Source organism: Cupriavidus sp. CuC1 (assembly GCF_044627735.1).
Classification (GTDB): Bacteria; Pseudomonadota; Gammaproteobacteria; order Burkholderiales; family Burkholderiaceae; genus Cupriavidus; species Cupriavidus ulmosensis.
The window spans coordinates 1-23,119 of the sequence record NZ_JBIUHC010000155.1; the positions used below are offsets into that span (position 1 = coordinate 1).

Genomic DNA, 23,119 nt, shown 5'->3' on the forward strand with positions numbered 1-23,119 from the left:
ACTTTCTTGGCGAGACAAGAAAGTAGGTCGCCTCCCCGCAGGGGAGGTGAAACTGCAGTTGACTTTAAGCTTTTGACCTGACGTTAAGCAGTTGAATTTGACATCAAGCCGCACAGAGGATTGCGCGACGCGACTCAACCCATGGTGCCCAGGATCACGCTCGACGCCTTGAAGATCGCCAGCGCGCGGCTGCCCTCGGCCAGGCCGAGCGCGCTCACGCTGTCGTTGGTGACGATGGCCACCACGGTGCCGCCGCCGTCCAGCTCCAGCGCCACCTCGGCATTGACGGCGCCCGGCAGCACGCGGGTCACCTTGCCTGGCAACTGGTTGCGCGCCGAGAGCCGCAGCCCGGGATCGGGCAGCCCCAGCAGGACCGAGGAAGCCTTGATCAGCGCGAAGGCTTCGGCGCCGGGTACCAGGCCCAGCATCTCCACGCTTTCGTGGGTGATGGTGGCGACCACGTGCTGGCCGCCCGCGAGCGACAGCGTGATCTCGTCGTTGACGGCGCCGGCACGGATCGCGGCCACCTTGCCGAAGAGCTTGTTGCGCGCACTGGTCTTGATCATGAAACGCCGCATCAGGTGAAGGTCGTCCTGCGCCGTCTCGTTGAAGTTGCCGAGGCTGGCGAGGTGTTCGATAAAGAGCCGGTGCTGGTGCTCGAGCACGCGGTAAGTGCGGATCAGGCTGGCGGCGCGCTCCGTGAGCACGGTACCGCCGCCGCCCTTGCCGCCGGCGGCGCGGACCACCAGCGGCTCGCCCGCGCTGTTGTTCATGGCGTCGATGGCATCCCAGGCGGCCTTGTAGCTCAGGCCGACCGCCTTGGCGGCAGCCGTGATCGAGCCATGCTCGCCGATCGCGGCCAGCAGGGCAATGCGTTCGCCCCCGCCCCAGTCCTGGGAGCCTGAGCGAAACCAGATCGCGCCTTCGAGTTCTAGCATGCGGGAATGGCGCTACCGCGTGGCAGCGCAGCAAAGTGGCAGAAGCCGCTTATCTTAATGCCAAAGCTTGGCGGCGCGGCAGCCGCCCTGCCTCAACTTGCCTGCACGGCAACATATCAACGCGTCAACCCTGGTGAGCCGGGATATACCAGCGCATCATGCTGCCGGCAAAGTATTGGCGATCGAGCTGGCGCAGCAGGCGCCAGGCGGTGAAGGGATCGATATCCAGGTTGACCCAGGCCCAAGGATGGTCCGGATCGCCCTCGCGCACCAGTTCCACGGACGTCACCGGTGCGTAGGTCGCCAGCTTGTCGCGCAGCATCTGTTCGGTCACATCGCGGTGCAGGCCCCGGATGAGTACCTTCATGTCTCGCTCCCGATATGAGGCAGCGCGCACGCGGCAAGCGGCACGGGCCTGGGTTGTCTAGCTCATTGTAGGCGGCCCGACGCGGGCCGTGTGGGCCGCGCATCGCGCCCTTGGCGGCAGTCAGCCACGCGGATGCCGCTCGGGCCGAGTTCGTGCGCCAGGTAGCGGCAAGAGGCCTCCAGCGCCGCCTTGACCGGACCCATCAGGTTGTAGTTCGGCACCACGCGGTTGGCGCCCTCGTAGCTCATGGCGAACAGGCTGCCGCCCTCGCGCATCAGCGGCACCGCGCGCCGCGCCAGCCGCACGAAGGAGTGGCAGGACACGTCCATGGCCCGCGCGAAGCCGGCCGCCGATGCATTCAGCAGCCCGCCCTGCAGGTCGGCCTTGGGCGCGAAGGCCACCGAGTGCACCAGCACGTCGAGCTGGCCCCATTGCTGGGTGATCCGCTCGAACAGCGCCTGCTCCTGGCCAGCGTCCTCCACGTCGAGCGGCATCAGGATCGTCGCGCCCACCGCTTCGGCCAGCGGCGCCACATGCGGATAGGCCTTGTCGTTGAGATAGGTGATCGCGAGCTCGGCGCCAAGCTCGCGAAAGGCCCGCGCGCAGCCCCACGCGATGGATTCCGCGTTGGCCACGCCCACCACCAGCACGCGCGCGCCCAGCAATGGGGGATTGGGTACTTGCACCATGATGTCCCTCGCTTAGTGAATGCGCGCCCCTGCTGGCGCCGGCTTTTGCTCGCCTGGTTCAAGTGCCTGTCTTGACGCTGCGCCGCGGTGATGGCTTGACCGTCTTGAGAGGCTTGGCCACCTTGCCGGGCTTGGCCGCGCCGGCCACGGCCGTGCCTGGCTTGCGAGCTCGCGCCTTGGCTTGCGGCGATGCCGCCTTGCGCACCGCGCGCGGCGACGTTGCCACGGGGACAGGCGCCGCGGGCGCCACCGTTGCGGGCTCCGCAGTTTGCCGCGCCGTATGGTCGGTGCCCAACACGTGCGCCACCTCGCGATAGCGCGCCAGGCGGGCGCCTTCGAGCGGCCCCACCACGGTCACGATGCGATGGATCGCCATCATGATGCGGTGGCGTTGCCCGCTGTCCGGCACCAGCAGCGGCAGCGCGGCCACGGCGCGTTCGGCGTCCAGCCCCACGATAAAGCTCTGCCGCTTGACTGCGGCCTTGACCGTGGCGATGTCAGGCTGCTGCTCCAGGTGCTCGCGCGCCATCTGCCGCATCAGGTTGAAGGGCCGCTCCTCGATGCTGGCGTTCTCGTCGGCCACATAGCAAAGGATGCGCATGAAGGCGTCGAGCGGCGTGCCCTGCTCGATCCCCGCCTCCGCGTCATGGAGGCGCCGCGCGGCCAGTTCCTCCCGCAGCGCAGCGGTCACCGGCGGCGGCCCGCGCTTCTCGGCGCCGGGCGAGAAGCCCACCAGCGCGGACAGCCATGGCGACTGGTACAGCGCCTCGAAGACCTGCTCCTGGAAGGCATCGCGCTGGTCGCGCCACGCGTCGAGCGTGCGCACGATGGTGTCGGACACCGCGCGTTCCAGCGTGACGAAGGGATTGTCCGGCGCCACCGGCTGGCGCGCCTCGCGCACCGACGGCGCCAGCGCGGCGATCCACGCCATCCACGGATTCGCGTCCGATGCCAGGGCGCGCTCGAGCCGGGCCGGATGCATCTGCCGCATTGCGTAGGCGCCCAGCTCGTTGGATGCGGCCTGCACCACCGGCGAGGCGAAGGTGTCGTACAGGCGCTGGTTGACTTCGGCCACGCGGCGCACCACCTCGAACGCTCGCTCGTCGTCGCGGCCATCGTCCAGCGCGAGGATGTCGTCGATGGTCCTGCGCTCGAAGCGCATCAGGTAGCGGCCTTCGATCAGTTCCAGGTGCGAGGTGCCCGGCGCGATATCTTCGATGCGCGCCTCGTACAGCCCGGGCGGCAGCACGTCGATCAGGTCGAGCGCGGAGAACAGCTCGGTGTGCTCGCGATTGGCCACGCCAGCCGACACGAAGATGCCGAGGTGCCCGATCTTTTCATGCAGGCAGTAGACGATGACCTGGTCGTTGGCGACGATCTCGTCGACGCTGGCGTAAAGATCGGGAATCCAGTTCAGCGCCTGCTGCGGCGGCGTGATGTTGTCGCCCCAGGAGGCAAAGACCACGATGGGCGAGCGCACATTGCGCAGGTCCACCACGACGCTGCCATCCGCGCTGTGCACCTCGCCGGCGGTGAGATGGTTGCCGACGAAGAGGTTCTGCACGATCCAGTCGATCTCGGCACGGTTGAGCAGGAAGTGCCCGCCCCACCAGCGCTCGAACTCCAGGAAACGCTCGCGCTCCGTATCCACGCGCGCATAGACGTCGTAGAGTTTTTTCCAGTACGTGTTGGACGGATTGAGCTGCTCGAAATTCTGCACGAGCCAGGCCCCGTCGAAACGGCCATTGCCGAGATCGGAAGTAAAGGACGACAGCCACGAGCCGCCCAGCAGCCCACCGCTGTAGCGCATCGGGTTGCGCCCGCGCACGCCCGACCAGTAGGCCAGCGGCGAACCGGCCAGCAGGATGGGGCCGACCAGTTCCGGCGCGGCGGCAGCCAGCATCATCAGCGCCCAGCCGCCCTGGCAGTTGCCGATCACGAACGGCTTGCCTTGCGCTTGCGGATGGCGCTCGGCCACCGTGCGCAGGAACACGGCTTCGGCGCGCGCCACGCACTCGATGGTCTGGCCCGGGCAAGGCACCGGGAAAAAGGTGACGAAATAGCAGGGATGGCCGCTGCGCAACGCGATGCCGATCTCGCTGTCGATCTTGAAGCCGCCGATGCCGGGGCCATGCCCGGCGCGCGGATCGATCACCACGAAGGGCCGCTTGGTGTCGTCGGTGACGATGCCGGGCGGCGGCAGGATGCGCAGCAGCGCGTAGTTGACGGGTTGCGCCAGCGTGCGCGCGTCGATCACCACCTCGTGCTCGAAGATCAGTACCGGCGGCATGCCCTCGCGCTCGTGCTCGAAGGTCTGGTTGCCGCGCTCGCGCAGGATGTCGAGCAACAGGATGGCGCGCTGCCAGGCGTCATGCGTGTAGGACCACGCATCGGACAAGAGCGGTGGCACGCCGGCGGCTGCGCTGCCGGCATGGGTGACGGGATCACGTGCGTTCACTCGGCTTCCCCTTCTACGTTCTACGGTGTGGCGCGGAAGGCAGTCGTTTCCAGGCGATCGCACGGAAGTGCTGGCCTGCAGCACAGCGGAATCTATCAGCCTGCACCGTGCTTGACAACCCGCCGCATGGGCGGATCCGCAGCGGGGATGACCTGGCGCAAGGTATCAACCGATGTCATCGTGCCGCAGGAAACATCGCCTATACTGGCCTTTGCTTTTTGCGCGACGCAGCATGCCCGCGCGGTCGCACCGCAACCCCGATGCACCGGAACGCCGATGACCCAGACGCTCGACAAGTACTCCGTCCTGCTGGCACGCTGCCAGGATTTGCCCGCCATTCCCACCGCGGTGGCGCATCCCTGCGATGCTTCCTCGCTTGGCGGCGCGCTGCAGGCGGCCAGCCTCGGCCTGATCGTGCCGCTGCTGATCGGGCCCGAGGCGCGCATCCGCCAGGTGGCCGACGCCAATGCGCTGGACCTCGGCGACAGCGTGCTGATCGACGCGCCGCATAGCCATGCCGCCGCCGCGCGCGCGGTCGCGGCGATACGCGCTGGCGAGGCGGAATTGCTGATGAAAGGCAGCCTGCACACCGACGAGCTGCTGCACGAAGTCACCGCGTCCGCCACCGGCCTGCGCACGGGCCGGCGCCTCTCGCATGTGTTTGCGATGGACGTGCCGAGCTATCACAAGCCGCTGTTCATCACCGACGCCGCGGTCAATATCTTTCCCACGCTCAACGACAAGGCCGACATCTGCCGCAACGCGATCGACCTGCTGCGCGTGCTGGGCATCGCGTGCCCAAAGGTGGCCATCCTCTCGGCGGTGGAAACCGTGACCGACAAGATCCCCTCCACCATCGACGCGGCCGCGCTATGCATGATGAGCCGGCGCGGCCAGATCGAAGGCGGCATCCTCGATGGCCCGCTCGCCTTCGACAACGCGATCAGCCATGAAGCCGCGGTGACAAAGGGCATCGTCTCCGAGGTCGCCGGCGACCCCGACATCCTGCTGGTGCCCGACCTGGAGGCCGGCAACATGCTGGCCAAGCAGCTCACCTTCCTGGCCGGCGCCGAAGCCGCCGGCATCGTGCTGGGCGCGCGCGTGCCCATCATCCTTACCAGCCGCGCCGACAGCGTGCGCGCGCGCATCGGCAGCTGCGCGATCGCCGTGCTTCTGGCGCATGCGCGCCGCACCGCCCGGACGCCCACCGAGATCTGAGCGTCCCACCGTCCCAGCCACAGTCAACGTCACGGTCAACGTCATCGTCACAAGGAGGCCTGCCAGCGTGAGCGCCACCCATCCCACCATCCTCGTCGTCAATGCCGGCTCCTCGAGCGTCAAGGTCTCGGTGTACACCGTGCCCGAGGCCGCCCACGCCAATACCGACATCAACCCGGTGCTCAGCGCGCACGGGCAGATCGAAGGCATCGGCGTGTCGCCGCGCCTCACCGCCAGCATGGCGGATGGCCGCGTGGTAGCGGACGAGCGCTTTCCGGTGGCGCAGGTGGCGGATCACGATGCGGCCTTCCGCCTGATCCGGCTGGTGCTGAGCATCGGCCTGCGCGATGCGCCGCCGGTGGCGATCGGCCATCGCGTGGTGCATGGCGGCGCGGACTTCTGCGCTGCCGTGAAGATCGATGACGACGTCATTGCCAAGCTGGAAGCATTGATCCCGCTGGCGCCGCTGCACCAGCCGCACAACCTCACGGCGATCCGCGCGGTGCGCGCCGCCGCGCCGGCGCTGCTGCAGGTAGCCTGCTTCGACACCGCCTTTCACGCCGGGCACGACCCGCTGGCGCAACTGCTGGCGCTGCCTTACGAGTACTTCGAACGCGGCATCCGCCGCTACGGCTTTCACGGCCTGTCCTACGAATACATCGCGCGCCGCCTGCAGCAGATCGCGCCCGACCTGGCACAGGGCCGCGTGATCGTGGCGCACCTGGGCAACGGCGCCAGCCTGTGCGCCATGCGCGAGGGGCGCAGCGTGGAATCGACCATGGGCCTGACGGCGCTCGACGGCCTGCCGATGGGCACGCGCTGCGGCGCCATCGATGCCGGCGCCATCCTGTGGCTGTCGCAGCAAGGCATGAGCACCAAGGACATCGAGGCGATGCTGTACCAGGATTCAGGGCTGAAGGGATTGTCGGGTGTCAGCAGCGACATGCGCGCCCTGCTGGCCAGCGACGCGCCGCGCGCGCGGCTGGCGATCGATTTCTACGCCTACCGGGCGGCGCAGGAAATCGGCAAGCTGGCGACCACGCTGGGCGGCCTGGATGCGCTGGTGTTCACCGCCGGCATTGGCGCCAACTCGCCACCGGTGCGCGAGAAGATCTGCGCGCGGCTGGCGGAGCTGTTCGGCATCAGCCTGGACGCAGGCGCCAACAACGAGAACCGCCAGCGCATCAGCCGCGACCACAGCCGCGTGCCGGTGCTGGTGCTGCCTACCGACGAGGAAGGGATGATCGCGCTGAACACCGCGCGGATCATGATGGAGCAAAAGGCGCTCGCGTAGCTCCCCTGGCACCTTATGCGCGTACCAGGTAGGCCTGGCGCAAGCGCTCGGCATCCACCTTCAGCACGTTGCCCAGGTAGGCGTCGATGCCGCCGTAGTCCTGCTCGATGGCATGCATCGAGGCTTCCAGGTAGGAGGCTTTCACCGCCAGCAATGGCCACATCACCGCGGGATCGACGCCGAACTGCGCGGCACCGGCACTCATCTTCTGGTTGAAGCCCTGGTTCCAGTGATTCGATTCCAGGTAGTTGGCCATGATGGTGTCGCGCTCCACGCCCAGGCCGGCCAGCAGCAACAGCGAGGCAAAGCCGGTGCGGTCCTTGCCCGCGGTGCAGTGATACAGCAGGTTGCCGCCCTGCTCCGCGGCCTTCAGGAAACTGCCGAACGCGGCCTGGTACTTGCGCGGAAAGTCGCCATAGACCTCCAGCATGAAGGCCTCCATCTGCGCCGCGCTGCCGTCGCGCAAACGCGGCATCAGCTCGGCCATCGACATGCTGCCTTCCAGCACCGGCGTGGCGACCCAGCGGAAGGCCTCGCCAAATGGGCTCTCCGCCGCGGTCTTCTCACCAGGCGAGCGGAAATCGATCACCATGTCCAGCTGCAATGCGCGCAGCCGTTCCATATCCGCCGCGCTGGCCAGGCCCGGGTTGCCGCTGCGAAACAGCTTGCCAGCTCGCACGCGGTAGCCGTCGCGCGTGGCGAGGCCGCCGAGGTCGCGCAGATTGACCACGTTGTCCAGCGCAAGCGCTGCATTGCCGGGCACGCCGGCACCTTGTGATGGCGCATCGGCCATGTTTTCCTGCATCGTGTCCCTGCCCTGTCTTTGTCGTTCGGTGGCGCGCGCGCCGCACCGCACGTGGCGGCGGTTCAGCGCGGGCGATAGGCCGGCACATGCCAGCGCGTATGGCAGCCAGCAATATAACGGCGATCGAGCTTCGCCACCAGCTTCCACACGCTCATCGGGTCCACATCGTCCAGATCCAGGTCGACCCAGGCCCAGGGATGGGCACAGTCGCCCTCGCAGATCAGCTCGACATCCTTGACCCGCACGTAGGCGGCCAGGGCTTTACGCAACGTGGATGCGTCGACTTCGGCACGTAGTCCTCTCACTAAAACCTTCATCATGCACTCCAATATTTTCAGATCACTTTCGCGCGGCTTGCAAGCGTGCAGGGCCGCCGGCTGTTGCGCTCGCTGCGCAACGCCCTCAAGCCCTTGTAGCGCAATGCTCTGAAAGTCTGACCGTGTGGCGCATGGAAATTTCCCGGCGCGAACCGGTTCCTTGATCCACATCATATGTCCCCGGATCCACCCTCGACAGGCGCCGTTGGCCGGCACAATAATTTCCCCATGTCGAACGTGGCAGTCCGGCCACAAGCGCCACAAGCCGGTCCCCCGCATCCGCCAGGTCTTCACGGAAGACCGCCGAACGACGCCGCCACCCAGCCAGTCACAGGCTAGCCACTTGCCCGCGCGTGACGTCCGCCTTCCCGTGTCGAACCAAGATCAACCAGACAAGAAAAGGCAAAGCGATGACAAACCCGCGCACTCCAACCCAAGCCGTTCGCGCTGCCGCCCCGAGCGCCATCGGTGCAGCTGCCGCCGAGCCGCAAGCCGCGCCTGGTAAATCCACGCCATGGGGGCTCTACGCCGCCATCCTGGTACTGATCGGCTTACTCGCCCTGCCCCTGCCCCCGGAGCTGCCGGTGGCGGGACATCGCATGCTGGCCATCCTCGCCTTTGCCATCGTGGTGTGGATCACCGAGGCGGTCTCCTACGAGGCCAGCGCCATCATGATCACGTCGCTGATGGCGGCGCTGATCGGCTTCGCGCCCACGGTGGCCGACCCGGCCACGCAATACGGCACGTCCCGCGCGCTCGGCATGGCGCTGGCAGGGTTCTCCAACACCGCGCTTGCGCTGGTTGCCGCCGCCCTCTTTATCTCGGCGGCGATGACGGTGACCGGGCTCGACCGGCGCATCGCGCTGGTCACGCTGTCGGCCATCGGCACCAGCACGCGGCGTATCCTGATCGGCAGCGTCGCGGTGACCATCGCGCTGTCGCTGGTGGTGCCGAGCGCCACCGCGCGCAGCGCCTGCGTGGTGCCGATCATGATGGGCGTGATCGCGGCGTTCGGGGTCGACAAGAAATCGAATATCGCCGCCGGCATCATGATCACCGTGGCCATGGCCACCAGCATCTGGAACGTCGGCATCCAGACCGCCGCCGCGCAGAACCTGCTGACGGCGGGCTTCATGGACAAGCTGCTGGGCGAGCGCATCACCTGGCTGCAATGGCTGATCGCCGGCGCGCCGTGGGCCATCGTGATGTCGGTCGTGCTGTATTTCCTGGTGCGTTTCCTGCTGCCCGCCGAAACCGAAGCCATCCCCGGCGGCAAGGAGGCCGTGCAAAAGGAACTCGCCGGGCTGGGCCCGATGAGCGGCCCGCAGAAGCGGCTTGCCGCCGTGTCCATCGGGCTGCTGCTGTTCTGGGCCACCGAGGGCAAGCTGCACCAGTTCGACACCGCCACCGTGACCTTCGTCGGCCTGGTGATCCTGATGATGCCGCGCATCGGCGTGATGGACTGGAAGACCATGCAGCAACGCACGCCGTGGGGCACGCTGATCGTGTTCGGGGTGGGCATCAGCCTGGGCACCGCGCTGCTCACCACGCAGGCCGGCCAATGGCTGGGCAAGTTCGTGGTGGCTAACTCCGGGCTCGCCACGCAAGGCCCGATCCTGGTGTTCGCCATCCTGGCCGCCTTCCTGATCCTGATCCACCTCGGCTTTGCCAGCGCCACCGCGCTCACCGCCGCGCTGCTGCCGATCTTGATCTCGGTGCTGCAGACGCTGCCGGGCGATATCAACCAGATCGGCCTGACCATGCTGCTCGGCTTCACCGTGAGCTTCGGCTTCATCCTGCCGATCAATGCGCCGCAAAACATGGTTTGCCTTGGCACGGATACCTTCAACGGCAAGCAGTTCGCCAAGGTCGGCATCCCCGTGACGGTGATCGGCTACGCCCTGATGCTGCTGTTCGCCGCCACCTACTGGCGCTGGCTGGGCTGGATCTGAGCCCACACCGGGAAAAGGACCGATCATGAAAATCACATTGCAATCCGCCACCCAGCTCGCCCGCGACGTGCTCGCCGCGCAAGGCGTGCCGACCGACATCGCCAACGACGTGGCCGAGCACCTGGTCGAGGCCGACCGCTGCGGCTACACCAGCCACGGCCTGTCGATCCTGCCCAACTACCAGCGCTCGCTCGCAACAGGCAACGTCAACCCGGGGGGCCGCGCCGAATGCGTGCTCGACCGCGACAGCCTGCTGGTGTTCGACGGCAACGGCGGCTTCGGCCAGCACGTGGGCAAGCGCGTCATCGAGACCGCCATCGAGCGCGTGCGCCAGCACGGCCACTGCATCGTCACGCTGCGCCGTTCGCACCATCTCGGCCGCATGGGACACTACGGCGAGATGGTGGCAAAGGAGCGGTTCGTGCTGCTGAGCTTTACCAACGTGATCAACCGCTCTCCGGTGGTGGCGCCCTACGGCGGCCGCACCGCGCGGCTGACCACCAACCCGCTGTGCTTCGCCGGGCCGATGCCCAACGGTCGCCCGCCGCTGGTGGTCGACATCGCCACCAGCGCCATCGCCATCAACAAGGCCCGCGTGCTCGCCGAGAAAGGCGAGCACGCGCCGCAGAACAGCATCATCGACGGCGACGGCAACCCCACCACCGATGCCTGCGCCATGTTCAGCGAACACCCTGGCGCCCTGCTGCCCTTCGGCGGCCACAAGGGCTATGCGCTCGGCGTGGTAGCTGAACTGCTGGCCGGCGTGCTGTCCGGGGGCGGCACCATCCAGCCGGACAACCCCCGCGGCGGCGTGGCCACCAACAATATGTTCGCGGTGCTGATGAATCCGGAACTCGACCTGGGCCTGAGCTGGCAAAGCGCGGAGGTGGAAGCCTTCGTCAACTACCTGCACGACACCCCACCCGCCCCGGGCTTTGATCGCGTGCAGTACCCGGGCGAGTTCGAAGCCGCCAACCGCGCGCTCGCCACCACCCACCTGGATGTGAACCCGGCGATCTGGCGCAACCTGGAAACGCTGGCGAAGGACCTCGGCGTGGCGCTGCCGGCGGGCTGAGCCGGCGTGACACGGGCGCCGGCCCGCCGCGTGCTGGCCCCCTTCCGGAACAGGCGTCCGTTACGCAAGGCGGATGCATCGCGTCGAGGGGGACCGCTTCCGCCCTTGACCCCTCTCTTTTAAGGCGCAAGCCTTAGTACAAACGGCCGGCCATCGAGGATGGCGTATCCGCAACGCGCCATGCCTCGCCGAACGGGGCCGGTCACCCGAGCCCCCACGCGCCTCCTGGCTCATCTCCTGTCTCGCCCTCCCTCCTCCAATCTTCAGGAAGCACCGGACTTTAGGCCGACTTCCGTGCCGTTTCGCAGGCCGCCGGCCAGAGCAATGCGCAATGCAAAGAGGTCCCGGGAAATTCTGGTCGCGGCTCTGGCACCTTCTCAGGCGCTTGCCATGGACAACAAAATTTAATATTCTTACCTTAAATTATGTTTGCACCGGTGTGGGCGACACCCTGCACCGCGCCGCCGACTGATCGCATCGCGTAGCAGCAATCCCGTATTCCTATTGGAGACAACGTCCAATGCATACCCTACAGGCCGACTGGCCGAACCTTCGGTTTGACTACAAAGGCTGTCACGTGTTGGTGACAGGTGGCACCAGCGGAATCGGCGCCGGGATCGCCGAAGCCTATCGAGACGCAGGCGCGGAGGTCACTATCACCGGCACCCGGCGCTGCGCGTCCGACTACGGCGTCGATTTCGATGGCTACCGCTATTTGCAGCTCGACATCGAAGACGCGGACAATATCTCCGCTGTGGCGGCCGCGGTGCCACAGGTTGACATTCTCATCAACAACGCCGGCTTTGCGCTGCCGAGCAGCGGCCTCGACGAGTACGACCCGGAGGTCTTCGAGCGCGCGGTGCGCATGCACCTCGTCGGCGGCTACCGCATGGCGCATGGCTGTGCGGACAAACTCCTGAAAAGCGCCCTGCCAGGCGGGCCTTCCATTGTCAGCATCGCGTCGATGAGCTCGTTCTTCGGGATCGACATCGTTCCCGGCTATGGTGCAGCGAAGACCGGTGTCGTCGGGTTGACCCGGGCATTGGCAGTCCATTGGGGCGGGCGCATTCGTGTCAACGCGGTCGCCGCGGGGCTTACCGCGAGCCGCATGACGGCGGCGACTGTCGCCAACCCGGCATGGTCAGGACCCACGCTTGCACGTACGCCGGCAGCACGGCTGGGGGTGCCGCGCGACATCGCGGGTCCGGTCCTGTTCCTGACAAGCGCAGCCGCCAGCTGGATCACCGGACAAACGCTGCCGGTCGACGGCGGCTTTACCGTCGCTGGCTGAACCGCAACGGCAGGATCGCCAGCCCTCCCGGCCGGCGCCCATCGCTGCAGCCTTCCATCACGCTTCCAGACCGGACCAACGCAATGAAACCTGACGCCATCCGCATCGCCGACCTTGGCACCCCCCAACTAACCGAGAAACAGCGTCAAGCGATTGCTTCCTCCCCGCCAGTGCAAATGAGCGAGGAGGCTGTCCTTGCGGCCGCGCGCCACCGAACGGGTCTATCCGACTTTGGTCCGGACGACTTCCGCGAGCGGCTGCGCATCTGGCTAAGGAGCTTTGACGAGGACACGGGCCTCGGTCCGCTGGGTCGCGCGGGCCTGTTCGGCGATGCCGTGCGCTATGCTTGCGCGCGCCTTCGCTTCGAAGATCTTGCGAAGCAGCACCCTGAAATCAATAAGGTCGCGATTCGACAGCCGATCGTCATCGCCGGGCTTCCACGCTCGGGCACCACCCACCTCGTCAATATCCTGGCAGCCGACCCGCGGCTGCGCTCCATGCCGCTATGGGAAGCGATGGAGCCGATTCCGACGCTGGAAGAGCAGGCCACGCCGGGCGCGGACGATCCGCGCTTCCTTCGTGCCCGCGATATGTGGGGCGAATTCGAAGCCATGCTGCCGCTCATGCCGGCGATGCACGAAATGGCTCCCGCCCACGTGCATGAGGACATAGAGCTGCAAGCCCTGGACTTCTCATCCTATCTGCCGGAATGGCAGTGCCGGCCCTATCGCTGGCGCGACTATTACTACAGCAAGGATCAGACTTCGCACTACGCCTATGGCCGCCGGGTCCTGCAAGCGCTCACCTGGCTCAAGGGGCCGGACCGATGGGTGATGAAGTCGCCGCCGCACATGGAGAATCTCCGGCCGTTGATGACGACCTATCCCGACGCAACGGTCGTCATCACGCATCGCGATCCGGTCGCCGTCCTGCAGTCAGCGATCACCATGATCGCCTATGGTAACCGCATCCGCCGGCATGCCGTCGACGTAAAGGAACTTGCCCGCTATTGGACAGATCGCCTGGAGCATCTGCTGCGCGCCTGTGTGCGAGACCGGGACACCGTGCCCGCCGGCCAATCGCTCGACGTGCTGTTCGACGACTACATGGCCGACCAAAAGACGGTGATCGAGCGCGTCTATGCGATGGCCGGCCTTGCGCTGACCGACGAAGCCCGTGCCCGTGTGCATGCCTATCTGGAGTCCAATCCCCGCGGAAAGCACGGACGGGTCGTCTATGACCTGAAAGGCGATTTTGGCATCGACGTAGCGGCGTTGCGCGAGCGATTCGGCTTCTATTATCAGCGCTTCTCGGTCAGGCCAGAGCGCATCGAAGGAGAGTTGTGATGACAGATCGAGCCGCGGAGCGCCTGCTGTCCGGCCGGGCGTGGGATGACTACTGTGAAACGGTGCGCCGCGCCGGCCATATGGTCGACCATTTCGGCGCGGAGGCTAACGCCCTCGACTGCGCCGAATGGTATCGGTTCATGACGCGCCTGATGCGCAACGGTATCGAGCGCTTCATGGAGAACTGCGAGCCCGAACGGCCGCGCCTGCGCAATGCGCCCTGGCGCCAGTCCATCAATTTCCAGTCGCCCGACCAGGATCACCTGCTCGCCGAGTTCATCGATGGCAGCCATGACTACGTCATTCGCGGCAATCGCGGCGAACTGCCCTATTTCGTCATTGCTTCATGGCGTGCACCGCAGCCGCGCCATCCGGGAACGCTGGACTGGGCCCCGCACGGCGTGGCGGGCCTTGTCGGGTTCGATCCCGCTGCGCTGCAGACCACGGGCTTCATCTCGTCACGCGAAGTCACTTTCGATGCGGCGGGCAATTTCGAGATCGTCGTCGGCCAGCGCAGGCCTGCGCACGGACGCGACTGGCTGTCGATCACGCCTGATTGCGTCGGCCTGCTCATCCGCACGCTCTATCATGATCGCGCGAATACCGCGCCGCCCGGGTTCTCCATCGAGCGAGTCGATCGCCCGGAACCGCGCCCCATCACCGCCGCCGAAATGAGCGATGCGCTCGCCAAGGCGGGACAGACGGTACTTGGCTATTGCGAACTGGTGCGGCGCTGGTGGCAGGACAATCTCAGCCAACGGCCGAACCGCATCCGCTTCGATCGCGCGGTGTATCTGTCCAATGGCGGGGTGCCGGATCGGCATCACGGCTTTGGCACCTGGGAATGCGCCGACGGCGAAGCGCTGGTGATCGATTTCCTGCCAACGCCCTGCGACTACTGGATCTTCCAGCTCTGCTCGATCTGGCAAGAGAACCTGGACAACTACGAAGACGGCGGCGGCCATGTGCAGAAGTACAAGGCCATCTATCGCCATGACGGCTCGGTGCGCGTCATCATTGCGCAGGGCGAGCCCGGCATCTCCGGCAACTGGATCCACCCCTTCGGCCATGTCCATGGGGGCATGAGCCTGCGGCTGATCGGCACGCAGGGCGAGCCGCCGTTGGTAACGCTGCGCCGCATCGCACTGGCCGCGCTGCATGAACGCGGCGAGGCGGCGCTGGATGAAGTCTCGCCGCTGCTGAGCGGCGAGGTGGCGCAATGAATGCGGCGCCGCGACGCATTGCCGATCTCGGCGAAGCCGCGCGCCGCTGCGCCGCGGCGCTCAATCATGAACCATATGGAGGCACCCCTTGATGACGCATCCCATAGCCGCCGCGGTGGTTGGCACCGGCTTCGGCCTTTTCACCCATGTACGTGCGCTGCGCGAGGCGGGGTTCGAGGTGCGCGCGATCGTCGGCCGCGACCGTGCCCGCACCATCGCGCGCGCCGCGCCGCTTGGCATCCCGCTCGCAACCGATAGCCTTGCCGAAGCGCTTGCCGATCCGGCGGTGCAACTCGTCACGGTGGCGACGCCCCCGCACGCGCACTATTCGCCGGTGATGGAGGCGATCGCCGCGGGGCGGCATATCGTGTGCGAAAAGCCCTTTGCCCGCGACGTCGCCGAAGCCGCGGAGATGCGCAAAGCGGCGACAAGAGCCGGCGTTTATCACATGCTCGGCGCCGAATTCCGCTTCGACAGCGCGCAGGCGCTGTTGCGGCGCGTCGTCCAGTCGGGAATGATCGGCGCGCCGCGCCATTTCCTGCGCATCTACCACCAGCCGGGCCTGCAGGACTCGACAGAAAGGCTCAGCGACTGGTGGGAGGACGCCGACCAGGGCGGCGGCTTCCTTGGCGCGTTCGGCTCGCACATGATCGATCAGGTCGAATACATGTTCGGGCCCATCGCGCGCGTCAGCGGCATGCTGCAGGCGCTGGCGCCCGGACGCCCCAACATGACAGCCGACGATTGCTACAACGTGCAGTTCGAAACGAGCAGCGGTGTTGCCGGGTCAATCATCGCCGCACTTGCCGCGCCGGGACCGCTGGTGATGGCGACCAAGGTGGTAGGCAGCGCAGGCGGGGCGTGGATTCAGAGCGGCGCGACCTACGCTGACCCCGAAGAGGTCTGGGTGAGCGACGCCGATGGCGTGCGGCGCATCGACATACCCGCCGATCTCGTCAACGCGACGTCGACACCTTTTCCCGTCGCCGAGCTGATCCAGACCGAGCAGGATCGCTGGCACACAATGGGGTTCGATGTGCCGCCCTATGCGCGCCTTTTCGCCGAGATGCGCGCGCGGATCGAGCATGGCGTGCCCGCGATCCCCGAGCGCGCGGCGACATTCGACGATGCGGTGCGCGGGCAGGCGGTGCTCGACGCGGTGCGACGGTCGGCGCGCGATCGCGCCTGGATTGCGATCTGAAAGGGAGGACACCACCATGGCAGAAATGATGTTCCGTGCGGCCGTCCATGGACCTGATGATATCCGCATCGAGCCTGTGGAGCGGCCGAGCGTCGGGCCGGGTGATATCGTCGTCAAGGTCGCGGTCTGCGGCATCTGCGGCTCCGATCTCGGCTACGCACGCGCGGGCGGCCTGCCGATCGGAGGCGATGGTCCCCTATCGCTCGGGCACGAGTTCTCGGGCGTGATCGAGGAGGCGGGAGCGCAAGTGACGGCGCTGCGCAAAGGACAGCGCGTGGTGGTGAACCCGACGACGCCCGCGAACATGATCGGCTCCGGCGGCCCAGGGGCCTTCGCCTCGCACATTCTCGTGCGCAATGTGATGGCCGAGCCATCGGTCTACCCCATTCCCGACATGCTGGACTTCGAAACCGCCGCGCTGGCCGAGCCGCTCGCTGTCGCGCTGCACGGCGTCAACCGTTCGCGCGCCGGCGCAGGCAGCAGGGTGGTCGTTTTCGGCGCGGGCCCCATCGGGCTCGGCGTCGTGGCGATGCTCCGTCTGTGCGGCGTCGCGGACATCATCGCTGTCGATCGCATGGACACCCGCCTGGCACGTGCGCAGGCGCTCGGAGCAAACGCCACGCTCAATCCCGACAAATGCGATCTCTGGGCCGAAATCGGCCAACGCCATGGCGCTGGCACGCTCTATGGGATGCCTGTCGTGGATACCGACGAATTCATCGAAGTGTCGGGCGCTGCGCCGGTTATTCCCCAGATCATCGCGCACGCACGATTCGGGGCGCATCTGACGGTGGTGGCGGTGCATCACGCGCCTGTCGCCATGGATCTGGCGATGGCGCTGGGCAAGGAGATGGAGGTGACCACCGCAATGGCCTACCCCACCGAGTTTGGAGAGGTACTGGAGATCCTCGCTACCGGCCGGATCGACACTACTCCGCTGATCAGCCACCGCTTCGCCTTCGCCGACTTCGAGCAAGCCTTTGCTACCGCCGCGCGCGCTGAGGAGTCGGCCAAGGTGTTGGTGACGTTCGGATGAGTCGGAATGGAAGGCATGGAAGACGCCAGCCGGCCGGCAATACCGGGACATGCCGGCCCATGCCCGGTGCTACACTGCATGGCGTTGATCAAATGAAACGATTGGTACGATGTCCCAGCAAGGCAGAAAAGTCGAGAGCCTGACACTGAAAAGTGTTGCCACGCGGGCAAAGCTAGTGGCAATTGCGGAGCGTTTGTTCGCCGAGCGCGGCATCGAGGGGGTTTCGTTGAACGATATCAACAAAGCCGCCGGACAGCGCAACAAGAACGCCACACATTACCATTTCGGCAGCAAGGACGGCCTGTTGCAGGCTATCCTGGACAAGCATGAGCCGGGCATCGCCGCCCGGCGCAACGCGCTGCTCGACGAACTGGAGCAGCGGGGCAAACCTTCGGTTAGAGACGTGGTGCGGGCGCTGATGCACCCGGTTGCGGAGAAGATCTTCGATCCCGACGGCGGAAAGGAGTTCATCCGCCTGGATGCCCAACTGGTGGCCACGCATACGCTCTCCGTGCAGAACTTGCGCACCTCCACGCTCAAGCTTGGCCAGGTGGATCGGCTGAGGCGATCGCTGCTTGACGTCATCCAGGATCTGCCTGAGCCCGTGGCACACCAGCGCCTGCTCATGGCGGCCGTATTGCTGCTCCACGGGCTCGCCGACCATTCCCGCATGCTGGATGCGAGCGAGAAGGAAAGCCTGGTGATGGACACGGAGTTGTTCATCAAGAACCTCGAGGATTGCCTGGTGGCGCTACTGGCGGGCCCGATGTCGCCCGATACGGCTTCCCTGCTTTCCCGGCTGGACGTCTCCGGCGAAGTCGCGGGGCGCGCGCCGAAGTCAACGGGTCGGAGCGCACGGGGCGGCAAGGCTGCCGCCAGCCTTGCCGCGGAACCCGCCCCTCGACGATCGTAACGCAGACGCGACGCCTCGCAACGAGGCCGTCCTCATCCCGAGAGAGCAAGTCCTTCTCCAACGATCATGGGAATCATGCGAAACGCGATCCTTACGCGATGCCGAAGCATGCCTCGAACTCGCGCGCAAAGCGGTCGACTTCCGACTCGGGCAAATGGTTGATGCCTCCCGCCAGTTTCCGGCCACCTCCGGTGTCAAACGTGCGGCAGAAGTCAGACGCAGCCACTGAACTATGGCCGGGTATGCGCACACTGACCGTGAATCCACCTTGCCTTTTGGGCGAAAGGATACCGAGCGCACGATCAGGCTGCCCATGCATGAGTTCGTTGGCCAGGACGCCGATGGCGCGCCGCGCCCACGGTGCATCCGGCAGCACCAGCAGCGCCGCGCCGGGGACCTGGCGTGCCGGCTCGAGCCGGCGTGCCAGGTCCATGTCCTCCTCATAGCCGGCCGCCAGCCGCGCGTATGCGTCCGAGCACGCCACGAATTCCAGCGGGTCGGCAAAAGGCAGCATCCGCGCCGACAACTCGGCCGGATCGAAATGCAGATCGACGACGGTTTCGCCGTAAGCGTTGTAGTTGAGATAGATGCCGAGCCGCTCCAAGGCCGCAGCCGCGCCAGCGCCGATGCCGGCCGCCAGTGCCATGGCGCTGCCCACGCCAGGCAGGCTGTCTCCGTATGCCGCCGCGATAGCCCACGCACGGTGACGGCCGCCAAGATAGCGGTCGACCAGGATGCTGGTGCAGACGCCGGCCGCCTCGTCGATGTGGGATTCGAAGCGCGTATGGTGAGGCAGTTCGCCCGCGTGATGGTGATCAAAATAGCGCACCGATGCGCCTGCCTCGAGCAGGCGAAGCAGATCAGCCCGATTTTGGTCGAGCGAGATGTCGAGCACGGTGATGGTGTCGCCCTCCCCCGCGCCGATGTGCTGCAGCAACTGAATGTCGCGTTTGACCCCGGTCAACAGCCTCGCGCCGCAGGACTCGTCAGGCGCGGCAAGCCGCAGTTGCTGCAACGCACACAGGCCGTCCGCATCTCCGTTGAACACGTAGTAGCGGTTCATAGCGCCTCGCGGGTGACAAGATGGCTGACGATCTGCTCGGCTGCCTCCTCCGGCGACCAGGCGGTGGTGTCGATCCGAATCTCCGGGTTCTCCGGCGCCTCGTAAGGGGAGTCGATGCCGGTGAAGTTCGTCAGCTCGCCACGGCGCGCCTTCTTGTAAAGCCCCTTTGGATCCCGCTGTTCCGCCACGCTGATTGGCGTATCGACGAATACTTCGAAGAACTCGTCCGGCGCCATCAGTCCACGAGACATGCTGCGCTCGGAACGGAATGGCGAGATGAAGGACACGAGAACGATCAGTCCCGCATCGGCCATCAGCTTTGCGACTTCGCCAACACGCCGAATGTTCTCGACCCGATCGGCGTCGGAGAAGCCGAGGTCCTTGTTCAGGCCGTGACGCACATTGTCGCCATCCAGCAGATAGGTATGCTTGCCCGATGCATGCAGTTTGCGCTCGACGAGGTTGGCGATCGTGGACTTGCCGGCACCCGACAGCCCCGTGAACCAGAGTACGCACGGCTTCTGCCCTTTGAGAGCAGCATGCGCCTGTTTGTCGATGTCAATCGCCTGCCAGTGGATGTTCTGCGAGCGGCGCAAGGCAAAGTGCAGCAGTCCGGCCCCGATCGTATTGTTGGTCAGGCGGTCGATCATGATGAAACCGCCCGTATCGCGATTGTCCAGGTAGGGATCGAATGCGATTGGCTGATCGAGAATCAGGTTGCAGACCGCGATCTCATTCAGGCTCAGCGTCCTGGCCGCGAGATGCTCGAGCGTGTTGACGTTAATCTTGTATTTCGGCACCGCGCTGGTGGCGGTCACGGTCTTCGCGCCGATTTTCAACAGGTATGGGCGTCCTGGCAGCATAGGCTCGTCGCTCATCCAGACAATGGTCGCCTCGAACTGATCCGCCACGCCAGCCGGCACCTCGATCGGCGCGAGAACGTCGCCTCGGCTGATATCGATTTCGTCCTCCAGCGTGAGCGTGATCGACTGGCCGGACACCGCTTCCTCGAGGTCGGCTTCGTATGTCACGATACGCGCAACCCGGCTTTCCCTGCCTGACGGCAGGACCCGAAGGCGATCACCGCGCTTGACGCGGCCACTAGCGACGGTGCCTGCGTAGCCGCGGAAATCGAGGTTGGGTCGGTTGACCCACTGCACCGGCATGCGAAACGGCCCGCGCTGAGCGCCGCCGTCTTCGACCTGCACCGCGTCAAGGTACCCCATCAGGGTAGGCCCGTCGTACCAGGGCGTGTTTGCGCTGATCTCGGTGATATTGTCGCCCTTCAGGGCCGACATGGGGATGGTGACGATACTCCGCAGACCGATCTGGCTGGCAAAGGCTCTATAGTCAGCGTCAATTCTGTTGTAGATCTCTTTCGAGTATTCCACCATATCCAGCTTGTTGATGGCAAGTACAACCTGGCGAATGCCGATCAGCGAAACAAGATAGCTGTGCCGACGCGTCTGGGTCAGCACGCCTTTGCGCGCGTCGATCAGGATGATGGCGACATCGGCCGTCGAGGCTCCGGTGACCATATTGCGCGTGTATTGTTCGTGGCCCGGCGTATCGGCCACGATGAACTTGCGCTTGTCGGTCGAGAAAAAGCGATAGGCGACATCGATCGTGATGCCTTGCTCGCGCTCAGCCGCGAGGCCGTCAACCAGCAGTGCGAAATCAAGGTCGCCGCCTTGCGTTCCCACCTTCTTCGAGTCCGCCTCCAACTGGCTGAGCTGATCTTCGAAGAGCATCTTCGACTCATAGAGCATGCGGCCAATGAGCGTGCTCTTGCCGTCATCCACACTGCCGCAGGTGATGAAGCGCAGCAGGCTCTTGTTCTCTTGTGATTGCAGATATTGCCCGATGTCTGCAGCGATCGAATCGGATATGTGTGCCATCAGAAGTACCCCTCCTGTTTCTCTTTCTCCATGGAACCCGCCGAGTCGTGGTCGATAAGGCGGCCCTGCCGTTCGGACGTCTTGGCCAGAAGCATCTCCTGAATGATCGCCGCGAGGGAATCCGCCTCACTCTCGATGGCACCGGTCAGTGGATAGCAGCCCAGCGTGCGAAAGCGCACCTTCCTGAATTCGGGAGCTTCACCGTCTTTCAGTGGCATGCGCTCGTCATCGACCATGATGAGCGTGCCGTCGCGCTCCACGACCGGTCGCTCTTTCGCTAAATAGAGCGGTACGATCGGAATGCCTTCGAGATAGATGTATTGCCAGATATCGAGCTCGGTCCAGTTGGAGAGCGGGAACACCCGAATGCTTTCGCCTTTGTGCTTGCGGGCGTTGTACAGCCGCCAGAGCTCGGGGCGTTGCAGTTTCGGATCCCAGCGGTGCCGCTCGGAGCGGATCGAAAAGATGCGCTCCTTGGCGCGCGATTTCTCTTCGTCCCGCCTCGCGCCACCAAATGCCGCATCGAAACCGTATTGGTCCAGCGCCTGCTTCAGTCCCTCGGTTTTCCAGATGTCGGTGTGTATGGCCGAGCCATGGGTAAACGGGTTGATCCCCTTTTCCAACCCCTCGGGGTTCACGTGGACGATCAGGTGGAAGCCGAGCTTATTCGCCATGGCGTCCCGAAATTGAATCATCTCGCGGAATTTCCATGTCGTGTCGACGTGCAATAGTGGAAACGGGAGTTTCCCGGGATAGAAAGCCTTCATTGCCAAGTGCAGCATCACCGCGCTGTCCTTGCCGATGGAGTAAAGCATGACCGGGTTTTCACACTCCGCGACCACCTCTCGCATGATGTGAATGCTCTCGGCCTCAAGACGCTGCAAGTGCGTCAACATTTGTCACCCTCCTTCGTCCACGCTCGGCGGGGCAGCCGCCGCCAACGACGCGGCCGATGGCAATGACATTTAGCCGATGCACCGCCCGCGCCAGATCCAATTTAAGGTTACTTCCTTAAATATGCGTTGAGCGTACAAGGGGGCGATGGACGGCTCATCGTCTGTTTGGACTACGCCATGCGTCGTGCGGTGGCGTTCGGCCCAAGCGTTTGCCTCGCCGCCGCATGGCGTGGCCCCGAGAGCGGGGCAGGGCCGCCGCGTGCTGGCACAATACTGGCCATGGAACGTCTCTGGTCGAATTTTCTCAAGCTGCTGGTGGTGCTGATGCTGGGCGTAGCCCTGCTCGGCACGCTGGCCGTACTCGTCGCTCAGCGCCAGTTGCCCACGCTGGATGCGCTCACCACCTTCCGCCAGTCACCCGGCTATGTCCCCATCGGCCAGATACCGCCCAAGCTCACGCAGGCGGTGGTAGCCATCGAGGACGACCGCTTCTACCTGCACGACGGCATCGACTATGTCGGCGTGATCCGAGCCGGCGTGGCCAACCTGTCGGACGAGCTGTCGCAGGGCGCCTCCACCATCACCATGCAGGTGGCACGCAATTTCTTCCTCTCGCGCGAGAAGACCTATACCCGCAAGCTCTACGAGGTGCTGCTGGCTTACCGCATCGAGCACGCCATGAGCAAGGACGAGATCCTGGAGCTCTATATGAACAAGGTCTACCTTGGCCAGGGAGCCTATGGCTTTGCTGAGGCTGCCGAGACTTACTTTGGCAAGCCGGTGGCTGAGCTGACGCTGGCCGAATGCGCGATGCTGGCTGGGTTGCCCAAGGCGCCTTCCGCTAATAACCCCGTGGTCAATCCGCGGCGGGCGCGGCAGCGGCAGGCTTATATCTTGCTGCGGATGCTGGAGTTGGGGCGCATTGATCGCGGGCAATATGATGCGGCGCTGCTGGAGCCTTTGCGGTTGCGGTAGAGGTGTGGTGGATGGGGGCGGTGTTTTGCGGTTTTTAGCTGCTGGACGAGTGTGAGTGGGCAGTGTTTTAGCGCTTCTAGCTGCTGGCGCGGCTGTACGGTGTTGGCCGTTTTAGAACGTGTGAGATGTCACTTTTCTTTACTCGTAAAGAAAAGTAACCAAAA

Annotated in this window: 19 protein-coding genes and 1 pseudogene; 11 read left to right on the top strand and 9 right to left on the bottom strand. The window is 65.3% G+C overall.

Annotated features, from left to right (window positions below):
* Window positions 1-134: 134 nt before the first annotated feature.
* The 4 genes and pseudogenes from ACGLHR_RS41220 to ACGLHR_RS41235 all read right to left on the bottom strand — a co-directional run bounded on the left by ACGLHR_RS41220 (window position 135) and on the right by ACGLHR_RS41235 (window position 4,452).
* Window positions 135-938 (bottom strand): TOBE domain-containing protein, encoded by an 804-nt coding sequence (locus tag ACGLHR_RS41220; RefSeq protein ID WP_400101515.1) that lies wholly within the window; start codon window positions 936-938, stop codon window positions 135-137.
* Between the two features lie 124 nt (window positions 939-1,062).
* Window positions 1,063-1,305 carry an RNA-binding protein gene (locus tag ACGLHR_RS41225; RefSeq protein ID WP_267605710.1) on the bottom strand — a complete coding sequence of 81 codons (243 nt, stop codon included), beginning with the start codon at window positions 1,303-1,305 and terminating at the stop codon, window positions 1,063-1,065.
* Window positions 1,306-1,379: 74 nt separating this feature from the next.
* A pseudogene (locus ACGLHR_RS41230) lies at window positions 1,380-1,994 on the bottom strand (SDR family oxidoreductase); the annotation flags it as partial.
* A gap of 58 nt (window positions 1,995-2,052) precedes the next feature.
* The gene (locus ACGLHR_RS41235) at window positions 2,053-4,452 is read right to left on the bottom strand and encodes a DUF3141 domain-containing protein (RefSeq protein ID WP_400101517.1); all 2,400 of its coding nucleotides are present in this window, start codon (window positions 4,450-4,452) and stop codon (window positions 2,053-2,055) included.
* Window positions 4,453-4,728: 276 nt separating this feature from the next.
* Here ACGLHR_RS41235 and ACGLHR_RS41240 point away from each other — a divergent pair, with 276 nt between their 5' ends.
* Both ACGLHR_RS41240 and ACGLHR_RS41245 read left to right on the top strand, forming a co-directional pair.
* On the top strand, window positions 4,729-5,670 hold the full coding sequence (locus ACGLHR_RS41240) for a phosphate acetyltransferase (protein ID WP_267605708.1): 942 nt from the start codon (window positions 4,729-4,731) through the stop codon (window positions 5,668-5,670).
* Window positions 5,671-5,737: 67 nt separating this feature from the next.
* The gene (locus ACGLHR_RS41245) at window positions 5,738-6,964 is read left to right on the top strand and encodes an acetate/propionate family kinase (protein WP_400101520.1); all 1,227 of its coding nucleotides are present in this window, start codon (window positions 5,738-5,740) and stop codon (window positions 6,962-6,964) included.
* Between the two features lie 13 nt (window positions 6,965-6,977).
* Here the strand turns inward: ACGLHR_RS41245 and ACGLHR_RS41250 are convergent, their stop codons facing one another.
* Window positions 6,978-7,757 carry a tyrosine-protein phosphatase gene (locus ACGLHR_RS41250; protein WP_400101522.1) on the bottom strand — a complete coding sequence of 260 codons (780 nt, stop codon included), beginning with the start codon at window positions 7,755-7,757 and terminating at the stop codon, window positions 6,978-6,980.
* A gap of 74 nt (window positions 7,758-7,831) precedes the next feature.
* Window positions 7,832-8,086, bottom strand: a complete 255-nt coding sequence (locus ACGLHR_RS41255) for an RNA-binding protein (protein WP_267606604.1) — start codon at window positions 8,084-8,086, stop codon at window positions 7,832-7,834.
* Between the two features lie 410 nt (window positions 8,087-8,496).
* Between ACGLHR_RS41255 and ACGLHR_RS41260 the strand changes: the two genes are divergently transcribed.
* The 8 genes from ACGLHR_RS41260 (at window position 8,497) to ACGLHR_RS41295 (ending at window position 18,123) form a co-directional block, all read left to right on the top strand.
* Complete coding sequence (locus tag ACGLHR_RS41260; protein WP_400101524.1) at window positions 8,497-10,038, top strand: DASS family sodium-coupled anion symporter; 1,542 nt, start codon at window positions 8,497-8,499, stop codon at window positions 10,036-10,038.
* A 25-nt stretch (window positions 10,039-10,063) separates the two neighbouring features.
* Window positions 10,064-11,113, top strand: a complete 1,050-nt coding sequence (locus ACGLHR_RS41265) for an Ldh family oxidoreductase (protein WP_400101526.1) — start codon at window positions 10,064-10,066, stop codon at window positions 11,111-11,113.
* Between the two features lie 520 nt (window positions 11,114-11,633).
* Window positions 11,634-12,404 carry an SDR family NAD(P)-dependent oxidoreductase gene (locus tag ACGLHR_RS41270; protein ID WP_400101528.1) on the top strand — a complete coding sequence of 257 codons (771 nt, stop codon included), beginning with the start codon at window positions 11,634-11,636 and terminating at the stop codon, window positions 12,402-12,404.
* A gap of 83 nt (window positions 12,405-12,487) precedes the next feature.
* Window positions 12,488-13,750, top strand: coding sequence for a sulfotransferase family protein (locus tag ACGLHR_RS41275; RefSeq protein ID WP_400101530.1), 1,263 nt, complete (start codon window positions 12,488-12,490; stop codon window positions 13,748-13,750).
* The gene (locus tag ACGLHR_RS41280) at window positions 13,750-14,973 is read left to right on the top strand and encodes a hypothetical protein (protein ID WP_400101532.1); all 1,224 of its coding nucleotides are present in this window, start codon (window positions 13,750-13,752) and stop codon (window positions 14,971-14,973) included. The genes ACGLHR_RS41275 and ACGLHR_RS41280 overlap by 1 nt, the downstream gene beginning before the upstream one ends.
* A 91-nt stretch (window positions 14,974-15,064) precedes the next feature.
* Window positions 15,065-16,174, top strand: coding sequence for a Gfo/Idh/MocA family protein (locus ACGLHR_RS41285; RefSeq protein ID WP_400101544.1), 1,110 nt, complete (start codon window positions 15,065-15,067; stop codon window positions 16,172-16,174).
* A 16-nt stretch (window positions 16,175-16,190) separates the two neighbouring features.
* Entirely contained in the window at window positions 16,191-17,210 is a 1,020-nt protein-coding gene (locus tag ACGLHR_RS41290; protein WP_400101534.1) for a zinc-binding dehydrogenase, read from the top strand.
* 109 nt (window positions 17,211-17,319) lie between these two features.
* The gene (locus tag ACGLHR_RS41295; RefSeq protein WP_400101536.1) at window positions 17,320-18,123 is read left to right on the top strand and encodes a TetR/AcrR family transcriptional regulator; all 804 of its coding nucleotides are present in this window, start codon (window positions 17,320-17,322) and stop codon (window positions 18,121-18,123) included.
* Between the two features lie 91 nt (window positions 18,124-18,214).
* Here the strand turns inward: ACGLHR_RS41295 and ACGLHR_RS41300 are convergent, their stop codons facing one another.
* The 3 genes from ACGLHR_RS41300 to cysD are packed head-to-tail and all read right to left on the bottom strand — an operon-like array spanning window position 18,215 to window position 21,980.
* Window positions 18,215-19,186, bottom strand: coding sequence for an acetyltransferase (locus tag ACGLHR_RS41300; protein WP_400101538.1), 972 nt, complete (start codon window positions 19,184-19,186; stop codon window positions 18,215-18,217).
* Window positions 19,183-21,084, bottom strand: a complete 1,902-nt coding sequence (gene cysN / locus ACGLHR_RS41305; protein WP_400101540.1) for a sulfate adenylyltransferase subunit CysN — start codon at window positions 21,082-21,084, stop codon at window positions 19,183-19,185. Before cysN ends, ACGLHR_RS41300 begins: the two co-directional genes overlap by 4 nt.
* The gene (gene cysD / locus ACGLHR_RS41310) at window positions 21,084-21,980 is read right to left on the bottom strand and encodes a sulfate adenylyltransferase subunit CysD (RefSeq protein ID WP_400101542.1); all 897 of its coding nucleotides are present in this window, start codon (window positions 21,978-21,980) and stop codon (window positions 21,084-21,086) included. Before cysD ends, cysN begins: the two co-directional genes overlap by 1 nt.
* A gap of 279 nt (window positions 21,981-22,259) precedes the next feature.
* Between cysD and ACGLHR_RS41315 the strand changes: the two genes are divergently transcribed.
* Entirely contained in the window at window positions 22,260-22,955 is a 696-nt protein-coding gene (locus ACGLHR_RS41315) for a transglycosylase domain-containing protein (RefSeq protein WP_267605698.1), read from the top strand.
* The last annotated feature ends 164 nt before the right edge of the window (window positions 22,956-23,119 follow it).

What these genes read in the sequence shown, in the direction of transcription:
- ACGLHR_RS41220 (WP_400101515.1), bottom strand. Translation starts at nt 938, where the DNA reads ATGCTAGAACTCGAAGGCGCGATCTGGTTTCGCTCAGGCTCCCAGGAC.
- ACGLHR_RS41225 (WP_267605710.1), bottom strand. Translation starts at nt 1,305, where the DNA reads ATGAAGGTACTCATCCGGGGCCTGCACCGCGATGTGACCGAACAGATG.
- ACGLHR_RS41240 (WP_267605708.1), top strand. Translation starts at nt 4,729, where the DNA reads ATGACCCAGACGCTCGACAAGTACTCCGTCCTGCTGGCACGCTGCCAG.
- ACGLHR_RS41250 (WP_400101522.1), bottom strand. Translation starts at nt 7,757, where the DNA reads ATGGCCGATGCGCCATCACAAGGTGCCGGCGTGCCCGGCAATGCAGCG.
- ACGLHR_RS41255 (WP_267606604.1), bottom strand. Translation starts at nt 8,086, where the DNA reads ATGAAGGTTTTAGTGAGAGGACTACGTGCCGAAGTCGACGCATCCACG.
- ACGLHR_RS41260 (WP_400101524.1), top strand. Translation starts at nt 8,497, where the DNA reads ATGACAAACCCGCGCACTCCAACCCAAGCCGTTCGCGCTGCCGCCCCG.
- ACGLHR_RS41265 (WP_400101526.1), top strand. Translation starts at nt 10,064, where the DNA reads ATGAAAATCACATTGCAATCCGCCACCCAGCTCGCCCGCGACGTGCTC.
- ACGLHR_RS41270 (WP_400101528.1), top strand. Translation starts at nt 11,634, where the DNA reads ATGCATACCCTACAGGCCGACTGGCCGAACCTTCGGTTTGACTACAAA.
- ACGLHR_RS41275 (WP_400101530.1), top strand. Translation starts at nt 12,488, where the DNA reads ATGAAACCTGACGCCATCCGCATCGCCGACCTTGGCACCCCCCAACTA.
- ACGLHR_RS41280 (WP_400101532.1), top strand. Translation starts at nt 13,750, where the DNA reads ATGACAGATCGAGCCGCGGAGCGCCTGCTGTCCGGCCGGGCGTGGGAT.
- ACGLHR_RS41285 (WP_400101544.1), top strand. Translation starts at nt 15,065, where the DNA reads ATGACGCATCCCATAGCCGCCGCGGTGGTTGGCACCGGCTTCGGCCTT.
- ACGLHR_RS41290 (WP_400101534.1), top strand. Translation starts at nt 16,191, where the DNA reads ATGGCAGAAATGATGTTCCGTGCGGCCGTCCATGGACCTGATGATATC.
- ACGLHR_RS41295 (WP_400101536.1), top strand. Translation starts at nt 17,320, where the DNA reads ATGTCCCAGCAAGGCAGAAAAGTCGAGAGCCTGACACTGAAAAGTGTT.
- ACGLHR_RS41300 (WP_400101538.1), bottom strand. Translation starts at nt 19,186, where the DNA reads ATGAACCGCTACTACGTGTTCAACGGAGATGCGGACGGCCTGTGTGCG.
- cysN (WP_400101540.1), bottom strand. Translation starts at nt 21,084, where the DNA reads ATGGCACACATATCCGATTCGATCGCTGCAGACATCGGGCAATATCTG.
- cysD (WP_400101542.1), bottom strand. Translation starts at nt 21,980, where the DNA reads ATGTTGACGCACTTGCAGCGTCTTGAGGCCGAGAGCATTCACATCATG.
- ACGLHR_RS41315 (WP_267605698.1), top strand. Translation starts at nt 22,260, where the DNA reads ATGGAACGTCTCTGGTCGAATTTTCTCAAGCTGCTGGTGGTGCTGATG.